At 38.5% G+C, this 22,611-nt stretch carries 26 protein-coding genes; 16 read left to right on the top strand and 10 right to left on the bottom strand.

The window, feature by feature from the left end:
- Window positions 1-128: 128 nt before the first annotated feature.
- Both ACRXC1_RS07490 and ACRXC1_RS07485 read left to right on the top strand, forming a co-directional pair.
- Complete coding sequence (locus tag ACRXC1_RS07490) at window positions 129-338, top strand: hypothetical protein (RefSeq protein ID WP_392908285.1); 210 nt, start codon at window positions 129-131, stop codon at window positions 336-338.
- Between the two features lie 146 nt (window positions 339-484).
- A complete protein-coding gene (locus tag ACRXC1_RS07485) occupies window positions 485-817 on the top strand; it encodes a hypothetical protein (RefSeq protein WP_433657730.1) in 333 nt (110 codons plus the stop codon).
- Window positions 818-882: 65 nt separating this feature from the next.
- On the opposite strand, the gene ACRXC1_RS07480 is transcribed toward ACRXC1_RS07485, so the two are convergent.
- Complete coding sequence (locus ACRXC1_RS07480) at window positions 883-1,593, bottom strand: hypothetical protein (RefSeq protein ID WP_433657728.1); 711 nt, start codon at window positions 1,591-1,593, stop codon at window positions 883-885.
- A gap of 84 nt (window positions 1,594-1,677) precedes the next feature.
- The gene (locus tag ACRXC1_RS07475) at window positions 1,678-1,899 is read right to left on the bottom strand and encodes a hypothetical protein (RefSeq protein WP_433657726.1); all 222 of its coding nucleotides are present in this window, start codon (window positions 1,897-1,899) and stop codon (window positions 1,678-1,680) included.
- A gap of 115 nt (window positions 1,900-2,014) precedes the next feature.
- On the opposite strand from ACRXC1_RS07475, the gene lysS reads away from it, so the two are divergent.
- On the top strand, window positions 2,015-3,592 hold the full coding sequence (lysS, locus tag ACRXC1_RS07470; RefSeq protein WP_433657724.1) for a lysine--tRNA ligase: 1,578 nt from the start codon (window positions 2,015-2,017) through the stop codon (window positions 3,590-3,592).
- Between the two features lie 7 nt (window positions 3,593-3,599).
- Here the strand turns inward: lysS and ACRXC1_RS07465 are convergent, their stop codons facing one another.
- Window positions 3,600-4,112: a hypothetical protein gene (locus ACRXC1_RS07465; RefSeq protein WP_433657722.1), complete on the bottom strand. Its 513-nt coding sequence runs from the start codon at window positions 4,110-4,112 to the stop codon at window positions 3,600-3,602.
- A gap of 263 nt (window positions 4,113-4,375) precedes the next feature.
- On the opposite strand from ACRXC1_RS07465, the gene ACRXC1_RS07460 reads away from it, so the two are divergent.
- The 3 genes from ACRXC1_RS07460 to ACRXC1_RS07450 all read left to right on the top strand — a co-directional run bounded on the left by ACRXC1_RS07460 (window position 4,376) and on the right by ACRXC1_RS07450 (window position 7,652).
- Window positions 4,376-5,035, top strand: coding sequence for a hypothetical protein (locus tag ACRXC1_RS07460; protein WP_433657720.1), 660 nt, complete (start codon window positions 4,376-4,378; stop codon window positions 5,033-5,035).
- Between the two features lie 131 nt (window positions 5,036-5,166).
- Window positions 5,167-6,501 carry an aminopeptidase P N-terminal domain-containing protein gene (locus ACRXC1_RS07455; protein WP_433657718.1) on the top strand — a complete coding sequence of 445 codons (1,335 nt, stop codon included), beginning with the start codon at window positions 5,167-5,169 and terminating at the stop codon, window positions 6,499-6,501.
- Window positions 6,501-7,652 (top strand): hypothetical protein, encoded by a 1,152-nt coding sequence (locus ACRXC1_RS07450; RefSeq protein ID WP_433657716.1) that lies wholly within the window; start codon window positions 6,501-6,503, stop codon window positions 7,650-7,652. The genes ACRXC1_RS07455 and ACRXC1_RS07450 overlap by 1 nt, the downstream gene beginning before the upstream one ends.
- A gap of 75 nt (window positions 7,653-7,727) precedes the next feature.
- Here ACRXC1_RS07450 and ACRXC1_RS07445 read toward each other — a convergent pair whose 3' ends face one another.
- A complete protein-coding gene (locus tag ACRXC1_RS07445; protein WP_433657714.1) occupies window positions 7,728-8,708 on the bottom strand; it encodes a polyprenyl synthetase family protein in 981 nt (326 codons plus the stop codon).
- 108 nt (window positions 8,709-8,816) lie between these two features.
- Here ACRXC1_RS07445 and ubiE point away from each other — a divergent pair, with 108 nt between their 5' ends.
- The 10 genes from ubiE to ACRXC1_RS07395 all read left to right on the top strand — a co-directional run bounded on the left by ubiE (window position 8,817) and on the right by ACRXC1_RS07395 (window position 17,286).
- On the top strand, window positions 8,817-9,530 hold the full coding sequence (gene ubiE, locus ACRXC1_RS07440; protein WP_433657712.1) for a bifunctional demethylmenaquinone methyltransferase/2-methoxy-6-polyprenyl-1,4-benzoquinol methylase UbiE: 714 nt from the start codon (window positions 8,817-8,819) through the stop codon (window positions 9,528-9,530).
- The gene (locus ACRXC1_RS07435; protein ID WP_392908261.1) at window positions 9,531-10,904 is read left to right on the top strand and encodes an isochorismate synthase; all 1,374 of its coding nucleotides are present in this window, start codon (window positions 9,531-9,533) and stop codon (window positions 10,902-10,904) included.
- Window positions 10,886-12,607 carry a 2-succinyl-5-enolpyruvyl-6-hydroxy-3-cyclohexene-1-carboxylic-acid synthase gene (gene menD, locus ACRXC1_RS07430; RefSeq protein ID WP_433657709.1) on the top strand — a complete coding sequence of 574 codons (1,722 nt, stop codon included), beginning with the start codon at window positions 10,886-10,888 and terminating at the stop codon, window positions 12,605-12,607. The genes ACRXC1_RS07435 and menD overlap by 19 nt, the downstream gene beginning before the upstream one ends.
- A 4-nt stretch (window positions 12,608-12,611) precedes the next feature.
- Window positions 12,612-13,523 carry a 1,4-dihydroxy-2-naphthoate octaprenyltransferase gene (menA, locus tag ACRXC1_RS07425; protein WP_433657707.1) on the top strand — a complete coding sequence of 304 codons (912 nt, stop codon included), beginning with the start codon at window positions 12,612-12,614 and terminating at the stop codon, window positions 13,521-13,523.
- Window positions 13,511-14,479 (top strand): hypothetical protein, encoded by a 969-nt coding sequence (locus ACRXC1_RS07420; protein ID WP_433657705.1) that lies wholly within the window; start codon window positions 13,511-13,513, stop codon window positions 14,477-14,479. The genes menA and ACRXC1_RS07420 overlap by 13 nt, the downstream gene beginning before the upstream one ends.
- 41 nt (window positions 14,480-14,520) lie before the next feature.
- Window positions 14,521-14,718, top strand: a complete 198-nt coding sequence (locus ACRXC1_RS07415) for a hypothetical protein (protein ID WP_433657703.1) — start codon at window positions 14,521-14,523, stop codon at window positions 14,716-14,718.
- A 101-nt stretch (window positions 14,719-14,819) separates the two neighbouring features.
- Entirely contained in the window at window positions 14,820-14,990 is a 171-nt protein-coding gene (locus tag ACRXC1_RS07410; RefSeq protein WP_433657701.1) for a hypothetical protein, read from the top strand.
- Between the two features lie 137 nt (window positions 14,991-15,127).
- Window positions 15,128-16,297: a hypothetical protein gene (locus tag ACRXC1_RS07405; protein ID WP_433657699.1), complete on the top strand. Its 1,170-nt coding sequence runs from the start codon at window positions 15,128-15,130 to the stop codon at window positions 16,295-16,297.
- A 100-nt stretch (window positions 16,298-16,397) separates the two neighbouring features.
- Window positions 16,398-16,649: a GlsB/YeaQ/YmgE family stress response membrane protein gene (locus ACRXC1_RS07400; protein ID WP_021266560.1), complete on the top strand. Its 252-nt coding sequence runs from the start codon at window positions 16,398-16,400 to the stop codon at window positions 16,647-16,649.
- Window positions 16,650-16,725: 76 nt separating this feature from the next.
- Window positions 16,726-17,286: a hypothetical protein gene (locus tag ACRXC1_RS07395; protein WP_433657697.1), complete on the top strand. Its 561-nt coding sequence runs from the start codon at window positions 16,726-16,728 to the stop codon at window positions 17,284-17,286.
- Here ACRXC1_RS07395 and ACRXC1_RS07390 read toward each other — a convergent pair.
- The 6 genes from ACRXC1_RS07390 to ACRXC1_RS07365 form a co-directional block, all read right to left on the bottom strand.
- Window positions 17,283-17,861: a 2Fe-2S iron-sulfur cluster-binding protein gene (locus ACRXC1_RS07390; protein WP_392908245.1), complete on the bottom strand. Its 579-nt coding sequence runs from the start codon at window positions 17,859-17,861 to the stop codon at window positions 17,283-17,285. The genes ACRXC1_RS07395 and ACRXC1_RS07390 overlap by 4 nt on opposite strands.
- 40 nt (window positions 17,862-17,901) lie before the next feature.
- On the bottom strand, window positions 17,902-18,186 hold the full coding sequence (locus ACRXC1_RS07385) for a hypothetical protein (RefSeq protein ID WP_392908242.1): 285 nt from the start codon (window positions 18,184-18,186) through the stop codon (window positions 17,902-17,904).
- 24 nt (window positions 18,187-18,210) lie between these two features.
- The gene (gene dut / locus ACRXC1_RS07380; RefSeq protein WP_433657695.1) at window positions 18,211-18,678 is read right to left on the bottom strand and encodes a dUTP diphosphatase; all 468 of its coding nucleotides are present in this window, start codon (window positions 18,676-18,678) and stop codon (window positions 18,211-18,213) included.
- Between the two features lie 17 nt (window positions 18,679-18,695).
- On the bottom strand, window positions 18,696-20,954 hold the full coding sequence (gene pnp, locus ACRXC1_RS07375; protein WP_433657693.1) for a polyribonucleotide nucleotidyltransferase: 2,259 nt from the start codon (window positions 20,952-20,954) through the stop codon (window positions 18,696-18,698).
- A gap of 242 nt (window positions 20,955-21,196) precedes the next feature.
- The gene (rpsO, locus tag ACRXC1_RS07370) at window positions 21,197-21,475 is read right to left on the bottom strand and encodes a 30S ribosomal protein S15 (protein WP_433657691.1); all 279 of its coding nucleotides are present in this window, start codon (window positions 21,473-21,475) and stop codon (window positions 21,197-21,199) included.
- Between the two features lie 80 nt (window positions 21,476-21,555).
- Entirely contained in the window at window positions 21,556-22,605 is a 1,050-nt protein-coding gene (locus ACRXC1_RS07365) for an RNA polymerase factor sigma-32 (RefSeq protein WP_433657689.1), read from the bottom strand.
- Window positions 22,606-22,611 lie beyond the last annotated feature (6 nt).

The following is a 22,611-nucleotide window of genomic DNA, read 5'->3' as shown; positions in this document are numbered from 1 at the left end:
TGTATGTGTTTTTTATTGTCTTACAGTAAATTTTATAGAAACTTAATTGAACTTGTCACCTTTTTTATTTTCTGGCCTATCAAAATCGTGTATTCTTATCTCTATTAAAGATTTAAAAGGAGTAAAAAGTGAGTAAGTTACCAACGCTTGATGAAGCGATTGAAATTGTAAAACCACTTGTGAAGTATTCAACAATTGATAATCAAAAACATATCGACCTTTCTGTTGCAACAGCAGATAAGAGATTTCTTAGCCAACAGGCCCTAATGGTCATCAAGAATTCAATTGAAGCTGGCCAAGCAGACGAAAAAGAAGTGAATGCTCGCCTAGGGCTATAAGCTTATTATCAGTGCAGATTTCCTGTTAAGTTATGAAAAACACGAACAGGAATCTGCGAAACTGAAAACCTGTCAATCACTAATACACCCTTGTAAGCCTTACACCTATTAAAGAATGTCATTTTAGAAAGTGCTAAAATGGAATCATGAAAGCACTACTACTTGCACTATTCATTTCATCCCACGCCCTTGCTGCTATCCCGCTTAGCGGAGATGATGAGAGATCAATTAATAATATCCCTCAAATGCTACAGCAGGACCAAAAGTTAAAAGAGATGACTAAGAAGCTGAATTTAGCAATCTTTGAATATGCAAAGATGAGAGATATTGCTGGCCAAGATTATGCTAATGAATTGCATAACATGGCAGATGAACTTACTCATCTCAATGACTTCCCTAGTGAAATTTCACCGGAATACTTAAAAGCGTTAGAAGAAGATATTGAATATATCCATCAAGATTTAATCGAGATGAGATAACCCCTCCCCCCAATGAATATGAAATAAGAAGACAAAAAAGACCGAGCTAAACTCGTTCTTTTTATTTAATCAGCTCTAAGAAATTTTTGATAGATTAATTTATAGTCCTTACCAGAGTGATCGCTAATGAAAATCTCACTCTGCTCAATGGCCATTCCGTAGTAGCGAGAGGCCTTATTGATATCAAAGCGATACTGGTATGAACGATATAAATAGTATTTTGAATCATTATGCTTAGTATAAATCCCAACGTTCAAACGATCGTCAGACACAACATTATAAACATAGTAACGAGATCCAACTAATTCTTGAACCTTCGGTGCTGGGCCAACATTATTTAATGTATAGTCACACAAAGAGGCCATATAGAGATTATTTTCAGTTGGGATTTGAGTAATAAAATTCTTAACGACTCCCCTTGTCCCTTTAAAGACAGGAGTTGTCTGATAATCATTAGGAACGTCAATATAGACACCAATATTAGAGATATCTCTAACAGTAGGGTCACCGTAAACTTTTTGACGACGAGAAAAGATAAAGTCTTCTGAAAAACGACTTCTTAAAATATTATCGTGATACTCTTCAAGAGCTTCACACATTTTAGTTAGACGAGTTAAGCTGATATCAGTTAGTAAAGTATTTGAGATTTCTAAGGCCTGACCAGCGCGAATAACACCGCGATCACTATCTCCAGCTTCTCCATAGTCGTCACAAGAAGAGAATATAAGAGCAATCAAGATAGGCCACAGAAAGCCTGAACCGATTTTTTTAAGCATTAGAAACTCCAATAAAAAATATAATACTTAACTCTTATTTTAACAAAAAAAGCAAATTGGGTTCTGTTAATTTCTTACAATTAATTAATCAATAACACGATAATCAGCTTCGATCACATCTTTATCATTTGATGAGTTTGGCCCTTGCTGAGACTGATGATTCGAACGGTGCGCCGAATGATCATATTGTTGGTATTTTTGGGGCGAAGGCTTAGAACCTGAGAGTGCACCAGAGTTTCGAAGAAACTTTCTTATCTGGATAAAGATAAAATAGAAAATGGCGGCCTTAATTAATGCTGCAAACATGCTTAAAATCTAGCATAAAAGTGGCCAAAATATCATTAAAAATCTTAACTACGTGAAATTATTTTGTTATAGTGTGAGCAATTTCGATTTATATAGTTTAAGCAGTAGGTATCATATGACACAAAAATTAAATCTTGTTCACTGGGCCGATATGACGGCAGACCGCATCATCCGCCAACATGGCGACAAAGACGACTACGTTGTTGCCAGTGGGATCACTCCTTCAGGAGTTGTTCACTTTGGAAACTTTAGAGAAGTAATCACAACTGACCTTGTAGCACGTGGATTACGCGCTCGTGGTAAGAATGTTCGCTTCATCTTTTCATGGGATGATTACGACACATTCAGAAAAATTCCAGCAAACCTTCCTAAACAAGACGAATTAGCTCAGTACCTATTTCAACCAATCGTAGATACTCCAGATCCATTTGGAGAACATGATAGTTATGCTGCTCACCACGAGCACAACTTTGAAGAACAACTTAGAAAAGTTGGTGTTGACGTTGAGCCAATCTATCAAGCAAAGAAATATCGCGCTGGTGATTATAAGGACCAGATTAAACTTGCTCTTAATAAGAGATTTGAAATTCGCGATATTCTAAACCAGTACAGAAAAGAACCATATGGTGATGACTACTATCCTGTATCTGTTTACTGTGAAAAGTATAAGACTGATAAGACGACAATTCTTTCATGGGATGGAGAAAGCAAGTTACGCTACAAGCATAATGAGCATGACTATGAAGGTGAAATCGATATTAATACAACAAGCCTTGTAAAGCTTCCTTGGCGAGTTGACTGGCCAATGCGTTGGGCATTTGAAAAGGTTGACTTTGAACCAGGTGGAAAGGATCACTCTTCACAAGGTGGATCATTTACAACAGCAAAAGACATTGTAAAGATCTTTGACTGGGAAGCACCAATTTACCTTCAGTACGATTTCGTATCAATTAAAGGCCTTGGTGGGAAGATGAGTTCTTCGAAAGGTAACCTTGTTACTGTAAATGATATTCTAAAAGTATATGAGCCAGAAATGGTTCGTTGGATCTTTGCTTCATATAAAACAAACGTCGACTTTGCGATCTCATTTGACCTTGATGTTCTTAAGACTTATGAAGATTACGATCGTCAAGAACGTCTAGCTTATGGGCTTGAACAAGGTAACGAGAAGAAAGTTGCCATGGCAAAAAGAGTTCTGGAATTATCACAAATTGGTGAGCATCCAGCTGAATGTCCATTCCAACCATCTTTTAGACACCTTTGTAATGTTCTTCAAATTAATGATGGTGACATTGAGGCCGCTCGTGCTTTCTATGCTGACCAAATTAAGAATGATAGAGACGAAAGACGCTTTAGAGAAAGAAGTGCATGTGCTCTTCACTGGCTACAAGAAAATGCTCCAGAGGAATTTAAATTTGCTATCAATAAAGAAGCAGTTGATATGCCTCTTGAGGAAAGTGTGCGTACATACCTTGATAAGCTAGTTGCTCTTTGTGAATCAGAGTGGGACTCAATTGCAGATGACAAAGAGTTCAATGATAAGATGTATGAAATTATGCACGAGCTAGAACTTAAGCCTGCAGATATTTTTGCACCAATTTATCAAAAATTAATTTCACGTGAAAAAGGGCCAAAGCTTGCAGGGTTTATCCGCACAATTGGTAAGGAACGTGTCATTAAGCTTCTAAAGTAACCGAGATTTACTTAAAGATTTTTTTAAATACTAGGCCATCCTTTGCGATGGCCTTTATTTCAATCGGATAATCCCTAAATTGTTTCAAACGTCTCGCAACCTCGAGATCACTCTTAGATAATAAACAAAGCTTAAACTTATTCTTATCGATATGACATGAACTTAGATGAGTATGGCCAATTTCGGCCTTAATTATCTCTAGGCCACACTTTCGCGCTTGAGACTCAAGCTCCAGCATTGCGTTCATAATCGTCTTATAATCAGAAACGCTTTGCGAAGTCCCCTTAAAAATTTTTGACTCTAAAATAACATCACCGGCCAAGTGAAAGCGAATTTGCATCACTTCCCTTTTGATTACACCATAAAGGGCATAAGAGTGACGCAAAAGCTTACGATCCCAAGTCGTTGGACTACAGACTAGCTGATCATTGCAGTATACCTGCTGTCCTACAGTTCTTAGGTTAACGTACTCATTGCTTAAGGCGTGAATTTTAACTCGATCAAAGAAGCTCATTTCCATAGATAAATGATCGGCGGCGCCAAAAGTAAGTGTGAATAAATTTTAAATATTGATCATAATCGGCAAAATAGTGACATTAGGGGCCCAAAATCAGTGTATTTTTGTAAAATGTATAAGTTTAAAATGTCATTTTTTGTGAAAATTCTTAGAATTTCTTACATTCGGCCTAATTTCTGGCCCGCTAAATTATTGAAATTGTCACTCTTGTTCTTTGTTCATAAAACTAAATTAACAAAATAAAAGAAACGAGAGGGGTTTTATTTATGAAAAAATTTTTAGTTGCTGCTGCTTTATTAGTTACATCTGCAATGGCCATGGCCGAGACTTGTCATGTTGATATGGTTGCCAGAAATGGACGCTCAATTGATAAATTCTCATCGTATGATTACAACTTTGAAGCTGCTTGTCGCCAGGCCCTAAGGCAATGTACACGCGAACAAGACAGAAGGTCATATGACCGCGTTGTCGCTCGTGCAACATGTACAGTTACTTCAAGAAGGCCAGTACCACCACCACACCAAAGAAAAGAAGTTTGTTCATTTAATCTAGTTAATACACAAAATGGCAGAGTTGTTAATACATTTACAGCTCAAGCAAATAACGAGCACCAAGCTTGTCGTAAAGCAGATGATAAGTGTTTTGATGCAAGATACACAAAGCAAAACCCATGGAAATTCTCTTGTGAGAAAGTTCGTGGAGGTTCTAGGCCACCAAGACCAAACCCAACAGTGACAAGATTTTGTACTGTGGATAGAATTGCAAATGGAACAATCTCAGGGCGAGTTGTTCAAACTTACACTTCAAGTGCTACAGCGCCAACAGCATATGAAGCAGAAAGTCGTGCATGTCAAAAAGCTACAAGTGACTGTTCGATGGACGCAAGATATAGCCACCGTCGTGACACTTGTATGAGAAGATACTAATCAATAATATTTCAATAAATCTAATACTCCATTAGATTTTGGTTGTAAGAAGGGGGCGCCTTTTCCAGGGCGCCCTCTTTGCGTTTTGGGCATACTTTGATAGGATAACCCCATAAAAAGTGAGGTATTCAATGACAAATAATGTCTATATAAACCGCCGTAAAAAGCTACTAGAAATGATGGATGACGGAATTGCTGTAATTGCTTCCGCTACATATGCTCATAAGAGCAATGATACTGAATTTCCATTTCGCCAAAACTCAAATTTTCGATATTTAACAGGGCTTAATGAAGCCGATAGTGCTCTTATCCTTTCAAAGAAAGATGGTGTTGAAAAACAGATTATCTTTGTTCGTCCAAAAGATGAAATTGCAGAAATGTGGGCAGGAAAAAGACTTGGGCCACAAAAAGCAAGTGAGCTTCTTGGAACAGATGAAGGTTACTCAATTGAAGAGCTTGATAAGAAATTAGAAGAACTTCTTCCTGGACACAAGAGTCTCTATGTTCACCTAAGTGAGCGCACAGATATTGCAGATAAGGCAAGAAGAATCGCTGGTTCTTTATTTCACAAGAAAAGAGCTCAACAAGAACTTCCACCAGACACATTTAAAAACGTAGGTCACCTTATTGAGAAGATGCGTTTTATTAAAGATGAAACAGAAATCGCTACGATGAGAGAAGCGATGATCGTAACAGATCGTGCTCACCGTGCGGCAATGGCACTTGCTCGTCCAGGAGTAACAGAACAAGAAGTGAATGCACTTATGACTTACCTTTTTATGAAAGGGCCAACTCAAGGAAGTGCATATGACAATATTATCGCAGGTGGAAATAATGCAAACTGCTTACACTATATCAAAAACGATGAAGTTCTAAATGAAGGTGATCTTCTTCTTATTGATGCAGGAAGTGAGTTAAATGGTTATGCAACAGATATCACGAGAACTTTTCCAGTTAGTGGAAAGTACACGGGAATTCAAAAAGAAGTTTATAATATCGTTCTTGAGTCACAACTTGCGGCCATTGAATTATCTAAACCTGGTAACAACGCAACAATGCTTCATAACAAAGTAAGTGAAATCCTAACTCAAGGTCTAATTGATCTTAAAGTTCTTGAAGGGACTGTTAGTTCAAATATTGAACAAGCAAATCACAGAAAATACTTCCCTCATGGAACAGGTCACTGGCTAGGGCTTGATGTTCACGATCAAAACCCTTACTTAATTGAAGGGACAAAAGATCCAATGACTTTCACAAAAGGTTGTATCTTTACAATTGAGCCAGGACTTTACTTCAATAATGAATTCACAAATATTCCAGAAGAGTTAAAAGGGATTGGAATTCGTATCGAAGACAATATTCTTATCACTGATGATGGATACGAGAATCTATCTCACATGATTCCTAAAACAGTTGAAGAAGTTGAAGAAGCTTGTGCAAAAGACGCAAAGGAATTCCTACTGTAATGAAAACGACAAATCTTCTTTTAATAACACTTTTTATTTTAATCGGTGCTTCTTGTGCCTCTAATGATAGACGAGATGATGAAATTCATCTCGTCCATTGGAATATTAAGGAACTTGATACAACTAAACTAAGTAAGAAGAATGATCAGCTTACGAGTGTTAAAAATATTCTAGAGAAGCTTGATTTTGATGCCATTAGCGTAAATGAGATTCAATACGACCTTCCTAATGGAAAGAATCTCGAAAAGCTCTTAGGCCAATTAAAAGAAGATACAAGTGAGTTTGCCTTTAGTTTTACTCAGGCCAACACTGGAAATAAAGCGAAGAAAGTTAATGGTAAGTATACTAAAGATCGCAAGAATGCCGACCAAGTAAATTATGGGCTTTTCCCAGGTCAGTATTCAACAGGGTTTGCTTCAAAGCATCCAATTAAAGAAGAAATTATCGTAAAAGATCTTCAGTGGAAAGAGTTTAATCCGGCCGCTGACTTTTCAAAATTTCGCGATGGTAGTGGAAAAAAACTTCCAAAAGAGATGCAACTTTTTGATAAGAGCTTCACTCACCTCGTAATTGAAGTGGCCGATAAAGAAGTACATATGATTCTTCTTCACACAGTTCCAAGCTACCACTTTGGGAATCGCCAAACGCCAAATTATGAAAGAAACCGCGACCAACTTCGTTTTCTTGAGTGGTATGTAACAGGGGCAACTAACTTTAATGTCAAACTTCCAAAGAAGTATGCTCACTTAAAACCGATTCATAAAGAAGATCGAGTGATCATTATGGGTGACTTCAACACTTCAATTTATATGAATAATCCTGGTTCTGTTGTTCTTAGAAGATTATTTAATCACCTAAGTCCTTGGCTCAAAAATCCAGGGCCAACAAATGAGCGCCAGACTTTTGCCAGCAATCGCAATCCACTAACACTAGATTATATTGCTTACAGGGGCCTAAAGCTCATGGATGCTGGAATCTATAACCCAGAGACGCTTGTTAATAAAGGCAATGTCTTTTGTACGCCCCCAAGTGAGCTACCAAAGTATATGGTTAAAGGATTAGATAAGCGTGTGACTTGTATTGATGATGATGCCATCGAGCTTAAAAAGGCAAGTGATCACTTCCCTATCTGGGCAACGTTTAGACTTTAAAAAAGGCCGAGCTTAAGCTTGGCCTAAAATATTTTATTCGTAAAATAATGATCAAAATTTAAACTATTAAGAATCTTAAACTTGGCGATTTAGAATGAAGCCACCAATAAGCTCAAGAGGCTTGATCGTTTCAGATAAGCGCTCTTCATTGAATCCACGAGAGATTAACTCGGTACGAATCTCATGAAGAATATCACTTGCTTCGTCAATTAACGCTGTTGCCTCATTTTTAATATTGGCCACATTTGCAGAGATCTCATCGAGATTAACGATTTCCTTTAGTTCGCCACCTTTTTTATAAGCATCCATCTTAAGTGGATTTGCCGCGAGGTAGTCGTAGACAACTGAGTTAACTAAGTTTTGCTCAAGATCAAGATGAGCATCTTTTAAGCTCTCTCCATCACTGAAATCAAGAGTGTCATCGACCATCTGGAATGCGATACCAATGAGGTGTCCAAAGCGTGCGGCCTTTTTTGCTAACTCTTCGTCTTCGACACCAAGATAGGCCCCTGACCAACAACACCACCCCATCACTGAAGCAGTTTTATGGAAGGCGATATTTTCAATAACTTCTTTTGAGTACTGACGGGACTCAAGCGCATCTGACTGAACCCATTCACCGATAGCAAGCTCTTGAATAACCTGAGACATGCTCTGTAGAACTTTTATTGAACCAATTTTTGATAGACTTAAAATGACGTCAGCAAGCAGGTAGTCACCAGCAAGAACGGCCTTCTTATTTGATGCTTCAACATTAATTGAAGGATTTCCTCGCCTTTGCGTTGCGCCATCAATAACGTCATCGTGCGCAAGAGAAGCGGCGTGAACCATTTCAATTGCACGGGCACAAATCGTCACATCCTCTTTTTCATGCGCATTAAAAAAATCGGCCATTAAATATGTCAACATTGGGCGCAGGCGTTTTCCACCAGATAAAACAGTTTTAGCAAGAACTTCCTTAATAGATTTAAGGCAGTTTTCAGACTTAATATCGAGGTCAATATTGACCGCTTTCTCTAAAATTTGTGGAGGGATGCTTTCAAAAAATTCGTTCATAGTTTTTTCCGTTTTAATAGTAATACCACTTGTCGAAAGGGGCCGTAAATGATTAATATAACGCAAATACTATTGATAAACACTGCACCGCAGAAGGACTAATTAAATATGAGAGGTAAAGAGCTTGCTACAAGAAAAACGAAGTCATTTGAGATCTTTGATAAGATCGCTGGTACATACGATTTACTAAATCATATCCTTTCGTTTGGTATTGATATTTACTGGCGTAAGGTGGTTATTGCCAACCTTCCAAAGAAAGAAAAGCTTCAATGCCTAGATCTTGCATGTGGAACGGGGGATTTAACAATTGCCCTTGCCCGCGCAAAAAACGTCGAGAGTGTAACAGGAATTGACCTGTCGAAAGGTATGATTGAGATCGGTAAGAAAAAAATTGTCGCAAAGAAATTAGAACATAAAGCAAAGATGCACATTGGTGATGGAGTTGAGATTCCAGCGGCCGATGAGACATTTGATGTAACAAGTGTAAGTTTTGGTATCAGAAACTTTCCTGATTTTAAAAAATCTCTACAAAATATGTACAGAGTTATTCGCCCAGGTGGAAGAAGCTTTGTCCTTGAATTTTCAATTCCAAAGAACTTCGTATTTCGTGGCATCTATTTCTTCTACTTTAGATACTTACTACCGTTTGTAGGAAACCTAATTTCAAAGCACAAGGATGCCTACACTTATCTAAATCAAACAGTTGAAGACTTTCCATATGGACAAGAATTTGCAGATGAGATGACAAAGGCAGGGTTTAAGAATGTCAGATTTATTACTCTAACATTTGGAATTGCCACTCTTTACATTGGAGAGAAGTAATTGCGTTTATCTGCTAACAACCTTCAAATTGATATTATCAATGCCCTGATTAAGCTTGATTGCTCAAGCGAGGATTTAATCAAAGGTAGCGAATATAGCCTCTATAAGTTTGAAGCTGGTTTTAATAATATTTCATCAATTATTGATCACTTTCAAACTTTTAAGAAGTTTTACTTTTTAAATAAAGACAAGGACACAGAGTTATTAGCATTAGGCTCTTGGCGTGACTTTAGCTCTCTTTATCACTACGAAGATATTGAGCGCCTAATAGAATCTCATGACTTCTTAAAAATCTGTGGCGCACAACGTTTTAAAGCTGAAGCAGACTCACTTGAGTGGCACGGCCTTGAAGATTGCTCTTACTTTGTGCCAAAGGTCTTAATTGAATCAACTCCTCAAGGCGTTGACATTAATGTGATTCTACCAAATTCTTTCTTTGCAGATGAGCAAAATAAGAAGCAAGCTCTACACGAGCTTGCGATCACTTTAGATCCAAACCCAAAGCATACCCTTACAGATTATAACCATATTACGAAGAATGTGTCTGAAACGAGTAAGAACCAGTGGAATAAAATTGTTAAGGCCGCAGTTTCAAAAATAAATCGCTCACAGATATCAAAGATTGTTCTCTCAAGAAAACTTAAGGTTTCTTTTAAGAATCCAATTTCTTCTTATGGACAATTTAAGACCCTAAAAGAGAATAATAGCCACAATAGCTACAATATCTTATTTCAATTTTCGCCTCACCAATGTTTCTATAGTGTCACACCTGAGACTCTATTTAAGCTTGATGGCAGAAAGATCTTTATTGATAGTCTTGCAGGGACGACAAAAAGAGGTGCAAATAAACAAGAGGACGATGCTCTTGAACAAACACTTCTAACAAATACAAAAGAGCTAGAAGAACACAGGCATGTTTCTAGTTATATTGAAGATACACTTGCTAATCTTGCAAGTGATATTGAAATCACAAAGAAAGAGCAAATCTTAAAGCTAAAGTATATTCAGCATATTCATACTAAGTATGAGGCCGTCTTAAATGATAATGCAAAACGTAGTGACTTGATCACTCACCTGCATCCAACTCCAGCTGTAGCGGGACTTCCAAAGCCTCTAGCGATGGACCTCATTAGTGAACTCGAGACAAATTCGAGAGGACTCTATGCCGCACCAATTGGGTATTTTTCAAAAGACAGAACTGAATTTGCTGTAGGACTGAGGTGTGCTCTTGTGGATAAAACAGACCTTCATATCTATGCTGGTTGTGGAATCGTCAAAGACTCTTCAGCTGAAAAAGAATGGAATGAAACCACAAATAAAATGAAAAACTTCACTGAAGTTATCAAGGCCAAATCATGGACAAATTTCCAATAACAGAAAACCTTTCGAGACTTTGGGCATCCATTATTGTTGATGAGTTAGCAAAGAACTCAATTACACAGTTCTACACGGCACCTGGTATGCGTAATGCCCCTGTTCTTGCAGCTGCTCACTACCATGAGTTAGTTGACACATTCTCATACTTTGATGAAAGAGCACTAAGCTATAGGGCCCTAGGGCGCTCAAAGGTCTCGGATTCAATTCCCCTACTGACTTGTACTTCAGGAACGGCCATGGCCAATTTCGCACCGGCCATTATTGAAGCAAATAAATCGGGGCTTCCACTAATTATACTGACGGCCGATAGGCCAAGTGAATTAGTTAAGACTGATTCGAATCAAACCATTGACCAACTAAGTGTTATCGCTGATCACACTTGTTATAACCTAAGTTTAGAGGCACCAAATGAAGCATTAAGTGCCACAAGACTTAGAACTTTAATTTCAACGGCCATTGGAAGGGCAAAGATCAATAAGAGACCAGTACATATTAACCTTCCTCTCAGAGAGCCACTGGACTCCACTCCAATGCCTATTTCTAAAGAATATTTAGAAAAGGCATTAGTAAGCTTTAACGCAAATGGAGCAAAGGTTATTTCAAGTGCCTATCAAACTTATCAAATGGAGTTTGAACTAGGACAAAAACTTGTTGAAGCGAAAAATATTCTTCTTGTTATCGGAAAGCTAGATGGGAAAAAAGATCTTGAGCACTACCAAGATGCCCTAATGAAAATCAAAGTCCCAAAGTATCTTGATCTTACGAGTGGACTTAAGTATCAGTTCTGCTTAGAAGACTACCTAACACCTAATTTTGATCATCCAGAAGTCTTAGATGTTTATGAGCAAAATCCACCAGATATCATTATTCATATTGGTGGCCGCTTAGTTTCTAAGCACTACTATAATTACTTAGAAAGAAATAATTGTGAGCTAATCCACGTGACAAATGTGGACTTTGATCATGACCCTGGTTTTTCGAATACACATAAAATTATCTGTGACCCACTGTCATTTTTAAATGGGCTTGTTAAGCTTGAATTAAATCAGGCCCCACCTGTTATGTGGCATGACTTTGTCGAGAAGAAAAGGACCATCATTGAAGAGGAAGAGCTTACTCAACCTTTTATTTCTAAGAATATCATTGAAAATATCGATGACAATTACGACCTACTAGTTGGTAACTCAACGATTGTACGCAGTTTTGATAACTTTGTGTCTAGCAACTACAGATCAAATGTTAATGTATTTAGTAACCGCGGTGTAAGTGGTATCGAAGGCTTTGTTGCAACTCTTGTTGGGCTTAGTGATGAGAATGATAAACCAAAACTTCTTGTTCTTGGTGACATTTCATTTAAACACGACTTAAACTCTCTTTACATGCTTGAAGAAGCGGCCAATGCTGGAAAGAACCTAACAGTAATTATTATTAATAATTTCCAAGGTGATATTTTTAACCTTCTTCCAATATCAAAAGAAAAAGAATTTCTTCCACTTCTTACAACGCCACACCAAGACCGATTCGATCGTCTAATTAAGGCATTTGATGGACTGACTTATCAGTGCTGTGAAACGAAGAATGACTTTAATAAGCTTGTGGCACAGGCCTTAAGTAGTAAAGGCGTTAATATCATCGAGGCCATCACTAATAACGAGTCGAACTTGGCACTCTTTAAAAAATTAAAAACAGTAAAAAGGTAAAATAATGAGTCAACTTGTAAAAGGATTTATAACTGCAGCAAGGCCCAAGACATTACCGGCCGGAGCCTCTCCGGTTATCATGGCCACGGCAGCGGCCTATTTTGATCAAGGTGATATAAGTTGGATTATTTTTATTATAACTTTGATATGCACTCTCCTTTTACAAATATCTTCTAATCTCATTAATGACTATTATGACACCCAAACAGGTGTTGACACACAAGAGCGCTTAGGACCACAGCGTGTGACAAGCACAGGCCTTGTAAGTCCACAGACAGTAAAGAAGTTCTTCATCGCTACACTTGCCATGGCCTTCTTGCTTGGAATCTTTCTTATGAATGTTGGGGGACTTCCAATTGTCATTGTTGGCCTTACTTCAATTCTTGGAGCTTATGCCTACACAGGTGGCCCTTTTCCGCTATCTCACTATGGACTTGGAGAGCTCCTTGCTCTTGTCTTCTTTGGCAATATTGCAGTTTGTGGTGCGTACTATCTTCAGGTAGGTACAATTAATGATTCAATTATACTACTTAGTCTCTATCCAGGACTGCTAAGTGCGGCCATTATGGCAATTAATAATGCTCGTGATATTAAAAGTGATAAGGCCGCAGGCAAGCTAACTCTTGGTATTTTACTTAATAAAGTGGTTATGAAGAATGCCTCAAGCTGGCTACCTTTAATATTTGTTGCCATTGCTTTTGCTATCTTATGCGGACATTCTCATCTTATTTTAAGAAGTGGCCAGGCCATGGCCCTGAATCTTATCCTTCTCATTTTAACTTTAGTATTTTTAAAAACATGGACCTACCCGATTAAAAATAGTCCATCACCGGCCTATAATGAAAGCCTTGCCAGAACAGGTAAATACCTTTTCATTTCAACTCTTATTTATAGTGGGGTCATGTGGCTAAGTTAGTTCTTAGACCTATATACAAAGAAGTTCATAATATGCGCCTAGCTCTTAAGGCGCGTGCTAAAGAATATAAGAAAATTGATTATTTTGAAGTGGAAGTCTCTATTGGGGAGGAAGTCTTCACTTCCTATATCACCCAATTTGCCTTCTTCTATGAAAATCAAGAACTCGAACACGAGTATGAGATCGACTACCCTCTTGAAGAATTTATCAAAGGTGACTTATTTGAAGCTCCTATAATTAATGAGAAGGAAATTCCAAATAATGTTATCTTGGCCTTTGAATATGCTCTCATTAAGTACTACCGAAAGGTAAATGGTAATCATGATTATTTTAATCAGGCCAACAGCGTGAGAATAAATTTACTTTTCCAAAAGGGCCTAGACTTAAAATTTAATTCTCATGATATTTTAAAATATAAAATTTCAACGAGCTCCAATACTCATGATGTAATTGCAGACCTAAACTCATTGGCAGCAAAAGGCGTTAAACTACGTCTTGACGGAAACCGTAGTCTTGATAGTTCAGTTTTGGAAAGCATCCTTTATAATCTAGAGCCTCAAACAATTGATGCTATTGAGTATATTGAAGAGCCATTTAGTGACCTTGGACTTTGGGGCCAAAGCCTGTGGAGCGATCGTATTGCCCTAGCGCTCGACGAAAGTTTTGAGTTTCAATTCAGAAATAATATTCCAGAGGAAGTTCAGCATATAATTCTTAAATTTGGTGTCAATATCAATGTATTTGAGTTCTTCCAGCTAAGACGCGACAAGAGAAATTGGCAGATAATAGTCACTAGCGGACTTGAGTGCCCTCAATTATTTAACTTTGTTATTCATTTAGCAGCTTTAGAAAATAATTCCGCAGGCCTTTCGACCTTCAATTTCTATCAAAATGGGTTAAAATTATTTAAAGAATTTCAACCTGAAAAGAGTTTGCTAATAGCAAGGCCTCTTTAATTTTTGTGTTGAAGAGTTTTAACAAATTTTAAGGAGAAGTTATGTTTAAAGTACTTGGTCTAACGGCCCTGTTAGTTATGGGATCATGCTCATCGTTTAATTCACACCATTCTGGTAAGTCTTGTGATCGTGCGCAAAAGAGCTGTTGCGCTAAAAAGAAGAAAGACTGCAAAGACTCTAAGAAATGCGATGGAAAGTCATGTGATCGCAAGGACAAAAAAGCTAAGAAGAAGTCTTAATAATCGATTCTATCGATCATGTAATAGAGGGCCTGCACATTTTGCAGGCCTTTTTTTTATCCCTATTCGAGTTATAATATTGGCAGGAAAAGGAGCTTTTCATGAAAAAAATTATCTCTCTACTTACCCTGTCTACATTAGTTTTATTTAGCGTCTCGTGCTCTTCAAGCACAACTCGTGATGTCGCTTCTGAGCGAAAAGATTGTAAGGAAACATCTGTTCCTGACTACGAACAATATTACGAGAATTACGAAGACTGTAATCAGCTCTAATTTACTACAAAGACAAATTTATATTGTAAGTAATTCATACTTAACACAATTCTGTTTTTACACTTTGTCACTTAATTGATACATCTCTCTTATTAATTCGCCAATTTATAAGCCTATTTGATAAGAGAGAGTAGACAATGTTTAAAAGATCCCTACTAATTTCACTATTACTACTTAGTAGTATTACGGCCCAAGCCTACGACTTCAACGTTCGTGCCTTTATGGTTTTAGACCTAATGACACTTGAGAAGATCGGTGGCAACAGTACACGTGCTGAAATGGGTTACGGAACTGCTGATATTAAAGTTTATTTCAACCACGAGCAGTGGAGTGCAAAGTTTAAGCTTGATATTGATGCAACAGAAGAAGCAGGGACAACAGTTGACCTGATGGAAGAGGCCCTATTAACTTACCGCTTTAACAATAAGTGGAAGCTAACAGGTGGTAAGGGTAAAGTTCCTTTCTATACAATGCACTTTGGTATCACTGAAAGAAACCTAATGGATGGTGGATACCTAACTCAAACTTATTCAGGAATGAGAGCTGGATACTTCAAAAGAAAGTATCTTCTAACTCTTCGTTACGGTGGTTGGAGACAAGGTCAAACTCACGATGTGACTTTCTTTGGTTCAAACCAACAAGTAAGACGTGACAGAGATAACCAGTCTATTCCATACCTTGGTGGAGACCCGACATCTGAACTACAATATGATACTGAAAGAACTTTCAATACAAACTTCCAAAGAGGTTTTGCTTATAAGGGACGTTACAACCCTACTCAAAATCACGAGATCATCGTAGGTGCTTTCACTTACTGGCGTGATATTGATCCAGAAGCAGATCACGGATACTCACTTGCCTACCAATATGAGAATAATAGCTGGGCATTTTGGACTGAAGGACTATTTGGTTACTTCTCAAAGCATCCAAATGATCGCTACGCAACTCTTAAACAAGAGACATATAATGCTCAAGTTGGTTTCCTTTATAAGATCGATGACAAGTGGGCAGCTGGTGTTAACGCTGAGTACTCATTCGTTTACGACCAAGCTCACGATGCTGACGACTATCCTGATACAGGTGACGGAGCTTTCGGTCAGTCAAGATACAACGACGGTAACGTAAGTCGAACAACAATCTATAAGCTAGATATCGGTGCACAATACAAACTATCAAGAAAAGTACAACTTAATGGTGGTTTCCTTGTTGAGCGCCAACTAAGAGAAGAGACAAATACATCAACAGATGGAAATGCGGACGAAACGAACGGGTACGCAATTAACTTCTCACTAAGTACTTGGCTATAGGCCCAGTACTTAGAGCTTAAAAGTTTTACTTATTTAAGTTATCTTAACTAACAATCAATACGATACATCTCCTAAAATGAATTCATTTAGGAGGTGTTTCGTGGCCATTGAACAATTTATCATTATTTTATTTATTGGTGCCATCTCTGGCTGGCTAGCAGGAAGTCTCTACCGTGGAGAAACCTTTGGCCTTGTGGGTAATATCATAGTGGGCATCATGGGCTCCTTCGTAGGAAGCTTCACATTTCACCTGGTAGGCTTTGCAAGTTATGGCCTTATAGGAAGTATCGTTATCTCCACCATCGGCGCAATCGTCTTTTTAGCGACTCTCCAGCTCTTGCAAAAGTTGTGAAGATATTGAGTAATATCTTCTAATTATCTGGTGGACTAATCGTAGACCTGTGACTAAAATACGCCACATGGGCCTAATGTTTATATTTCCAGTATCAAAAGAAGAAAAAGATCGTATCACTATCAACGAAGAGGGATTAACTCTTAAGACCTACGGACTACCGATGGTTTTTTGGGGCTACCTTCTAGCAGCTGCAACAGTCGTTATTGCCATGTTTATTGGCGTTAAGGGACCGATGATTAAGCTATATAACACTGGTGATAGTATCAACCAGGCACTCGTTATTGCTGTAGCGGCCACACTATTTCTAATTCCATTTATTACACTTTGTTTCTATATGTATGAAAAATTCATTGTAAAGCAAGGTGATAAGCTTATTCTAAAGCACAGACTTTTCTTCATCCCAATATACAAGAAGGTCTATAAGCTAGAAGCAAAGGATGCTTTTTCAATTGACCACTTTATGGACTCTCCAAATGTGGCAAAGATGAAGCAAGATCCAACAATGCGTGGATTTGAAAATAAAGGCTACTTTCAACTTTTTGCGAAGCTTGAAAATGGGAAGTATATTTTTGTGGATCGTTCAAATAGAAAAGCAGACCTGAAAAAGATTCAGGCCCTGCTATCGGAATTTTAATTAGATTCTTTGTCGTCTTCTTTATAATTTTGACGAATTGTTTTTGGGCGACGTCCGCCTCCTAGGCGCTTTTCTTTTGAGCTGTCACGTCCTTCACGCTCCCAGTGGTTCTTCCAATCCTCTTTTTTAGAGTTCTTTTCTTCCCACTTGGCCTGGCGCTCAGTCATAACCTTTTCAACTTCGTCTTTCTTTCTTACTTTGAAGTTTCCAGATTGCTTAAGCTTTGAAAGTTTCTCATTTACAACTTTCTTATTCTTAGCTTCACGCTTGGCCTCAACACCTGCTTTCGTGTGCCCTGACATATCCACTGTAACTTCACCGTTAACGATTGTCTGACATGACATACGCTCTTTAGTGATGTGGAATACATTCCCTAAAAGTTTTTGCTCAACTTCCGTCGGCTCATTTAGGTTATCTGCTCCAGCAGTGATTCTCACAATACAATCAGTACATGTACCATGTCCTCCACAGCTAGAGTTAACATAAACTCCATTCTTTTTCAGATGCTCTAATAGAGACACCTCATCATCAACGTAAATTGTCTCATTTGATGGAGTAAGATTAACTTTGAACATTTTAAGCCTTCATTAAATTTATTGAGAACGAATAACTCGATTAAACCGTCTTCTTGATCTTATTCTCAATGGTTTCTAAAATTTTTCCTTTAAGAGGCTTTAGCATAAAAGATAGGTCAAGATCAACTAGACAGTAAGAATCTTCAAACTTTAACTTCAATTCAAAGCCTTTTCCTTTAGCTTGCATGGAAAAATTACCATCATTTGTTGTGACATCAGCTTTTACATTGAATTTTGCCACGTATTCAGGTGTTACGGCCTGCTTCCCTAGATTATAAGCTTCCTCTTGATTTGAGGCCTGACTATAGTTTACCTTTAAACTCATCGTAATAATCCTTATTGTACTTTTCTACTTTGTGCCTGTTGAGCCAAAACCTCCGGCCCCTCTTTCAGTATCAGTTAACTCATCCACGGCCGAGATTCTGGCCTGCCAAACTGGTGCCATAACCATCTGAGCGATACGCTCACCATGCTTAATAATGAAGTCTTCTTTACCAAAATTTCCAAGAATGATCTTAACTTCCCCACGGTAATCGCAATCGATTGTCCCTGGTGAGTTAACAACAAGAAGGTCTGTCTTAAATGAAAGTCCCGAACGAGGTCTGATTTGAACTTCATACCCATGTGGGATCTCAAAGCTTAAACCAGTTGGAACAAGAACACGAGCACCTGGAGCGATAACTAGGCTATCTTTGTTCTCAAGGTGAGCACGAAGATCTGCTCCAGCAGCTCCAGTTGTTTCATATTGTGGAAGATCGAAGCTAGAGTCGTAATGCTCTAGCTTCTTAACTTTTAAATCAACTACTCTATCGATCATAAGTCTCAATCTGCCTATTAGTCTTTTTTGTCACCACGTGGCTTTCTGTCACCGCGAGGTTTTCTATCACTTCTTGGCCTACGATCACCTCTGTCACCGTCTCTTGACTCACGTGGTTCGCGCTTAGGAGCATCTTTTTGTGCTTCAGCTTCAGTCTTACCGTCTTTTCTCTTAAGAGCTTCAACTGCTTTGATAGAAAGCTTCGCGCGTCCCATTTTATCGATTTCAAGAACCTTGATCTTAATGTCTTGACCTTCATCTAAGTAATCAGCTGCATCAGTGATTCTTTCTTCAGCGATTTCAGAGATGTGAACAAGTCCACCAACACCTGCAGCGATATCAACGAATGCACCATAGTCTTTAAGAGAAGCAACTTTCGCTTCATATACTTTTCCAACTTCAGGGCCATTCATTTGTAGAGCAACTAGTGCCATACACTCATCGATCATCTCTTGGTTAGTTGAGATAAACTTAGTTGTTCCATCTTCTTCAATTTCAATAGTAAGGTCGAAATCTTCTTGAAGCTTCTTGATATTTTTTCCACCAGGACCAATAAGGCCACCGATTTGATCTTGTTTGATCTGCATCGTCTTCATTACAGGAACACCGTCTTTAAGAGTCTTTCTCTCTACAGAGATTGTCTTTGCCATCTCTTCTAGGATGTGAAGACGACCTTCTCTTGCTTGTGCCATCGCACTTTCAACGATCTCTTTTGTAAGACCTGTGATCTTAATATCCATTTGAATTGCAGTGATACCTTCAGTCGTACCAGCAACTTTAAAGTCCATATCACCTAGGTGATCTTCATCACCAAGAATATCTGTTAGGATTTTAAATCTTTCACCATCTGTTACTAGACCCATAGCGATCCCTGCAACAGGAGCAGTTAAAGGAACACCAGCATCCATAAGGGCCATTGAACCTGAACACACAGAACCCATTGAAGAAGAACCATTAGACTCTAGAACCTCACATACAAGACGAGTTGTATAAGGGAAGTCAGTTGGCATAACTGCTTTAAGAGCACGCTCAGCTAGGTTACCGTGACCTTGCTCACGACGTCCTACACCACGTACACCACGGGCCTCACCTACAGAGAATGGAGGGAAGTTATAGTGTAGGTAGAATTGGTCTTCTTTTGTACCGATAATACGGTCACTCATTTGAGCACCTTTACTACCACCTAACGTTACAGCGGCCATAACTTGTGTTTCACCACGAGTAAATAGAGATGATCCGTGTGGAACCTTTAGAATATCTGTTTCAGTTTCAATTGTACGAACTTCAGCAAGACCACGACCAGCGATACGCTTGTCTTCATTAAGAATATCACCACGTAGCATTTCATACATTAGTTCATCAACACCTTTGTATGCTTCTTTTCCAAAAGCATCGTCTTCAGTAAGACCAAAAGCTGCTGGATCAGCTGCCATAGCATCTTTAACCTGAGTCTCGATAGCTTTAACAGCTTTTTGTCTAAGAAGCTTGTCAGTAATCTTAAGTGCTTCACGTGCTGTTGCAGTGAAGTCAGCTCTGATTTTTTCAAGCATAGTTTTATTAGCTGCTGCAGATACGAACTCACGCTTTTCTCTACCAACTTCTTTTTGAACGTCTTTAAGGAATGAAACAAATCCTTCGATCTCTTTTTGACCGTAGAAGATAGCATCAAGTACATCTTGTTCAGGAGCAACTTTAGCTTCCCCTTCAACCATAAGGATAGCATTGTCACTTGCAGCGACAACGATTTCCATATCAGACTCTTCCCACTTATCGTGATCTGGGTTGATAACAAATTCACCGTCAATACGACCAACTTTACAAGTACCAATAGGTCCTGCAAATGGAATATCTGAAATTGTAAGAGCTGCTGAAGCACCGATTGCTGCAAGAACCTCTGGGTCACCTTCTGGTGAGTAAGAGATAACTGTACAAGAAATTACAGTGTCAAACATATATCCTTCTGGAAATAGTGGTCTTAGAGGTCTATCAATTAGACGAGCATTTAGAGTCTCACCTACTGAAGGACGACCTTCTCTTTTAAGGAATCCACCAAGGAATTTCCCTGCTGAGTAAAATTTCTCAGTGTACTCTACTAGAAGTGGGAAAAAGTCTTGCCCATCTTTTACTTGAGTTGCAGAAGTTGCAGTAACAAGAACTTGTGTACCACCACTAGTTACGATAACAGATGCATCTGCTTGTTTGGCCATACGGCCAGTTTCGATAGTAATATCTTTACCACCGAAGTTGTAAGTAAACTCACGTTTGTTGTTTAACATAAAAACTCCATTTTATATTTTTGAATGTATTTAGAATTTTTTCTTTAAGAATTGAGGATGATCTTGAGAAATCCAAAGAATATGAAAACTTAAAAACCTTATTCGACTTGTGAGTTCTTAAATTTTAATATCCCTTAAATCCCTAGACTGTCCTTGTCTACTTATCAAAAAAATTCGTTACTTAATTTTAACTTTATAAATAAAAAAAAGGAAGCATAAAGCTTCCTTTCTTTTTATTTGGCTTACTTTCTTAGACCAAGTTTCTTAATAAGTGTTTTGTAGCTTTCTTCGTTGTTAGTAGCTACATACTTAAGAAGACGACGACGACGTCCAATCATCTTAAGAAGACCACGGTTAGATGAATAATCGTGGATGTGTGAACCAAAGTGAGCTTTTAGGTTGTTGATTCTTGTTGTAAGAATAGCAACTTGAACCGCTGCACTTCCGCTGTCTTTTTCACCTGCACCAAATTCTTTTCCGAATTCAGCAACGATTGCTGCAGTTTCTGCTTTTGTAATCATAATTTTCTCCGTACTTACCCAAAACCGAGCAAGGAAGTTATTTTCCAGGCCAAGTGAGGGGCGCTATAATTTTGAGCATATTATCTTATAATTTCACTCATGTAAACCTTTAAATTCTCGAGAAGTCGGGCCTCAATTTGGCGAATTCGTTCTCTAGATACCCCATAATCGTCAGCTATGGACTGGAGCGAGCGCGGAGCATCATTTAGGAGCCTCTCGCGAAAGATTTCTTGATCTCTCGGCTTTAGGCCTTGAATGAATTGGTCCAGGTTATCTTGTAATAATTTCAAGGACTGCTGAAATTCGATGTCCTCAGCAAAGTCACCAGAATCTGGGAGCAGATCACCCATTGTCGACGATGACTCTCCAACAGGAGTGTCGATACTGACTTCAGATCCCCCTTCACCTAGGCGCATATCCATCAGCGCCACGGCCTTCTCACTCACATCGAGGTTTTGGGCAATGGTCTTATGGTCTGGCTTAATCCCTTGGGCCTCGAGGCGCTCTTTTTCACGCATGAGGTTATAAAAAAGCTTCTTCTGTTCATTAGTCGAACCTAGCTTAACTAACTTAAAATTATCGAGGATAAACTTCAAGATATATGACTTAATCCACCAGGAAGCGTAATAAGAGAGTTTGGCGCCTTTATCTGGCTCAAAGAGCGAGACGGCCTTCATTAGACCGATATTTCCCTCTTGAATAAGGTCCATCACATTAGCATGAGCACTGCGATACTCCATGGCAATCTTAACAACAAGGCGAAGATTTGAGACAACAAGCTTCTTTGCCAGATCAATATCCCCTGATTCACGAAATTGCTTAACGAGTAACTTTTCTTGTTCAGGTGATAGGAGTTCGTAGCGAGAGATCTCTTTTAGGTATTGATTAAGCTTATTATCTAGCTTTGAAGGAACAGGCAGATTTGAAGCAAGGGCCGGTAAGGTCTCTTGTATTAGCTGAACTTCTTCATCAATTGTCAGCTTTTTAGGGCCAATATCAACATAGTCACCTTCCTCATCAGATATTGTATGAGGAGATTCGATAAGACCTGATTCTTCAACCGATGGGAGAACCTCGACATCGTACTTCGGTTTATCTTTGCTATTATTGTTGTCATTAACTTTTGCCATTAAGGC

It is taken from the genome of Halobacteriovorax sp. GFR8, assembly GCF_050955245.1.
GTDB lineage: Bacteria > Bdellovibrionota > Bacteriovoracia > Bacteriovoracales > Bacteriovoracaceae > Halobacteriovorax_A.
Note: the sequence above shows the minus strand (reverse complement) of the source record. Positions and strands in the feature narration are given on the sequence as shown.

What these genes read in the sequence shown, in the direction of transcription:
- lysS (WP_433657724.1), top strand. Translation starts at nt 2,015, where the DNA reads ATGACACAAAAATTAAATCTTGTTCACTGGGCCGATATGACGGCAGAC.
- ACRXC1_RS07480 (WP_433657728.1), bottom strand. Translation starts at nt 1,593, where the DNA reads ATGCTTAAAAAAATCGGTTCAGGCTTTCTGTGGCCTATCTTGATTGCT.
- rpsO (WP_433657691.1), bottom strand. Translation starts at nt 21,475, where the DNA reads ATGATTACAAAAGCAGAAACTGCAGCAATCGTTGCTGAATTCGGAAAA.
- ACRXC1_RS07455 (WP_433657718.1), top strand. Translation starts at nt 5,167, where the DNA reads ATGACAAATAATGTCTATATAAACCGCCGTAAAAAGCTACTAGAAATG.
- ACRXC1_RS07445 (WP_433657714.1), bottom strand. Translation starts at nt 8,708, where the DNA reads ATGAACGAATTTTTTGAAAGCATCCCTCCACAAATTTTAGAGAAAGCG.
- pnp (WP_433657693.1), bottom strand. Translation starts at nt 20,954, where the DNA reads ATGTTAAACAACAAACGTGAGTTTACTTACAACTTCGGTGGTAAAGAT.
- ACRXC1_RS07405 (WP_433657699.1), top strand. Translation starts at nt 15,128, where the DNA reads ATGTTTAAAAGATCCCTACTAATTTCACTATTACTACTTAGTAGTATT.
- ACRXC1_RS07395 (WP_433657697.1), top strand. Translation starts at nt 16,726, where the DNA reads ATGTTTATATTTCCAGTATCAAAAGAAGAAAAAGATCGTATCACTATC.
- ACRXC1_RS07450 (WP_433657716.1), top strand. Translation starts at nt 6,501, where the DNA reads ATGAAAACGACAAATCTTCTTTTAATAACACTTTTTATTTTAATCGGT.
- ACRXC1_RS07410 (WP_433657701.1), top strand. Translation starts at nt 14,820, where the DNA reads ATGAAAAAAATTATCTCTCTACTTACCCTGTCTACATTAGTTTTATTT.
- ACRXC1_RS07390 (WP_392908245.1), bottom strand. Translation starts at nt 17,861, where the DNA reads ATGTTCAAAGTTAATCTTACTCCATCAAATGAGACAATTTACGTTGAT.
- ubiE (WP_433657712.1), top strand. Translation starts at nt 8,817, where the DNA reads ATGAGAGGTAAAGAGCTTGCTACAAGAAAAACGAAGTCATTTGAGATC.
- ACRXC1_RS07385 (WP_392908242.1), bottom strand. Translation starts at nt 18,186, where the DNA reads ATGAGTTTAAAGGTAAACTATAGTCAGGCCTCAAATCAAGAGGAAGCT.
- ACRXC1_RS07365 (WP_433657689.1), bottom strand. Translation starts at nt 22,605, where the DNA reads ATGGCAAAAGTTAATGACAACAATAATAGCAAAGATAAACCGAAGTAC.
- menA (WP_433657707.1), top strand. Translation starts at nt 12,612, where the DNA reads ATGAGTCAACTTGTAAAAGGATTTATAACTGCAGCAAGGCCCAAGACA.
- dut (WP_433657695.1), bottom strand. Translation starts at nt 18,678, where the DNA reads ATGATCGATAGAGTAGTTGATTTAAAAGTTAAGAAGCTAGAGCATTAC.
- ACRXC1_RS07485 (WP_433657730.1), top strand. Translation starts at nt 485, where the DNA reads ATGAAAGCACTACTACTTGCACTATTCATTTCATCCCACGCCCTTGCT.
- menD (WP_433657709.1), top strand. Translation starts at nt 10,886, where the DNA reads ATGGACAAATTTCCAATAACAGAAAACCTTTCGAGACTTTGGGCATCC.
- ACRXC1_RS07465 (WP_433657722.1), bottom strand. Translation starts at nt 4,112, where the DNA reads ATGGAAATGAGCTTCTTTGATCGAGTTAAAATTCACGCCTTAAGCAAT.
- ACRXC1_RS07460 (WP_433657720.1), top strand. Translation starts at nt 4,376, where the DNA reads ATGAAAAAATTTTTAGTTGCTGCTGCTTTATTAGTTACATCTGCAATG.
- ACRXC1_RS07415 (WP_433657703.1), top strand. Translation starts at nt 14,521, where the DNA reads ATGTTTAAAGTACTTGGTCTAACGGCCCTGTTAGTTATGGGATCATGC.
- ACRXC1_RS07475 (WP_433657726.1), bottom strand. Translation starts at nt 1,899, where the DNA reads ATGTTTGCAGCATTAATTAAGGCCGCCATTTTCTATTTTATCTTTATC.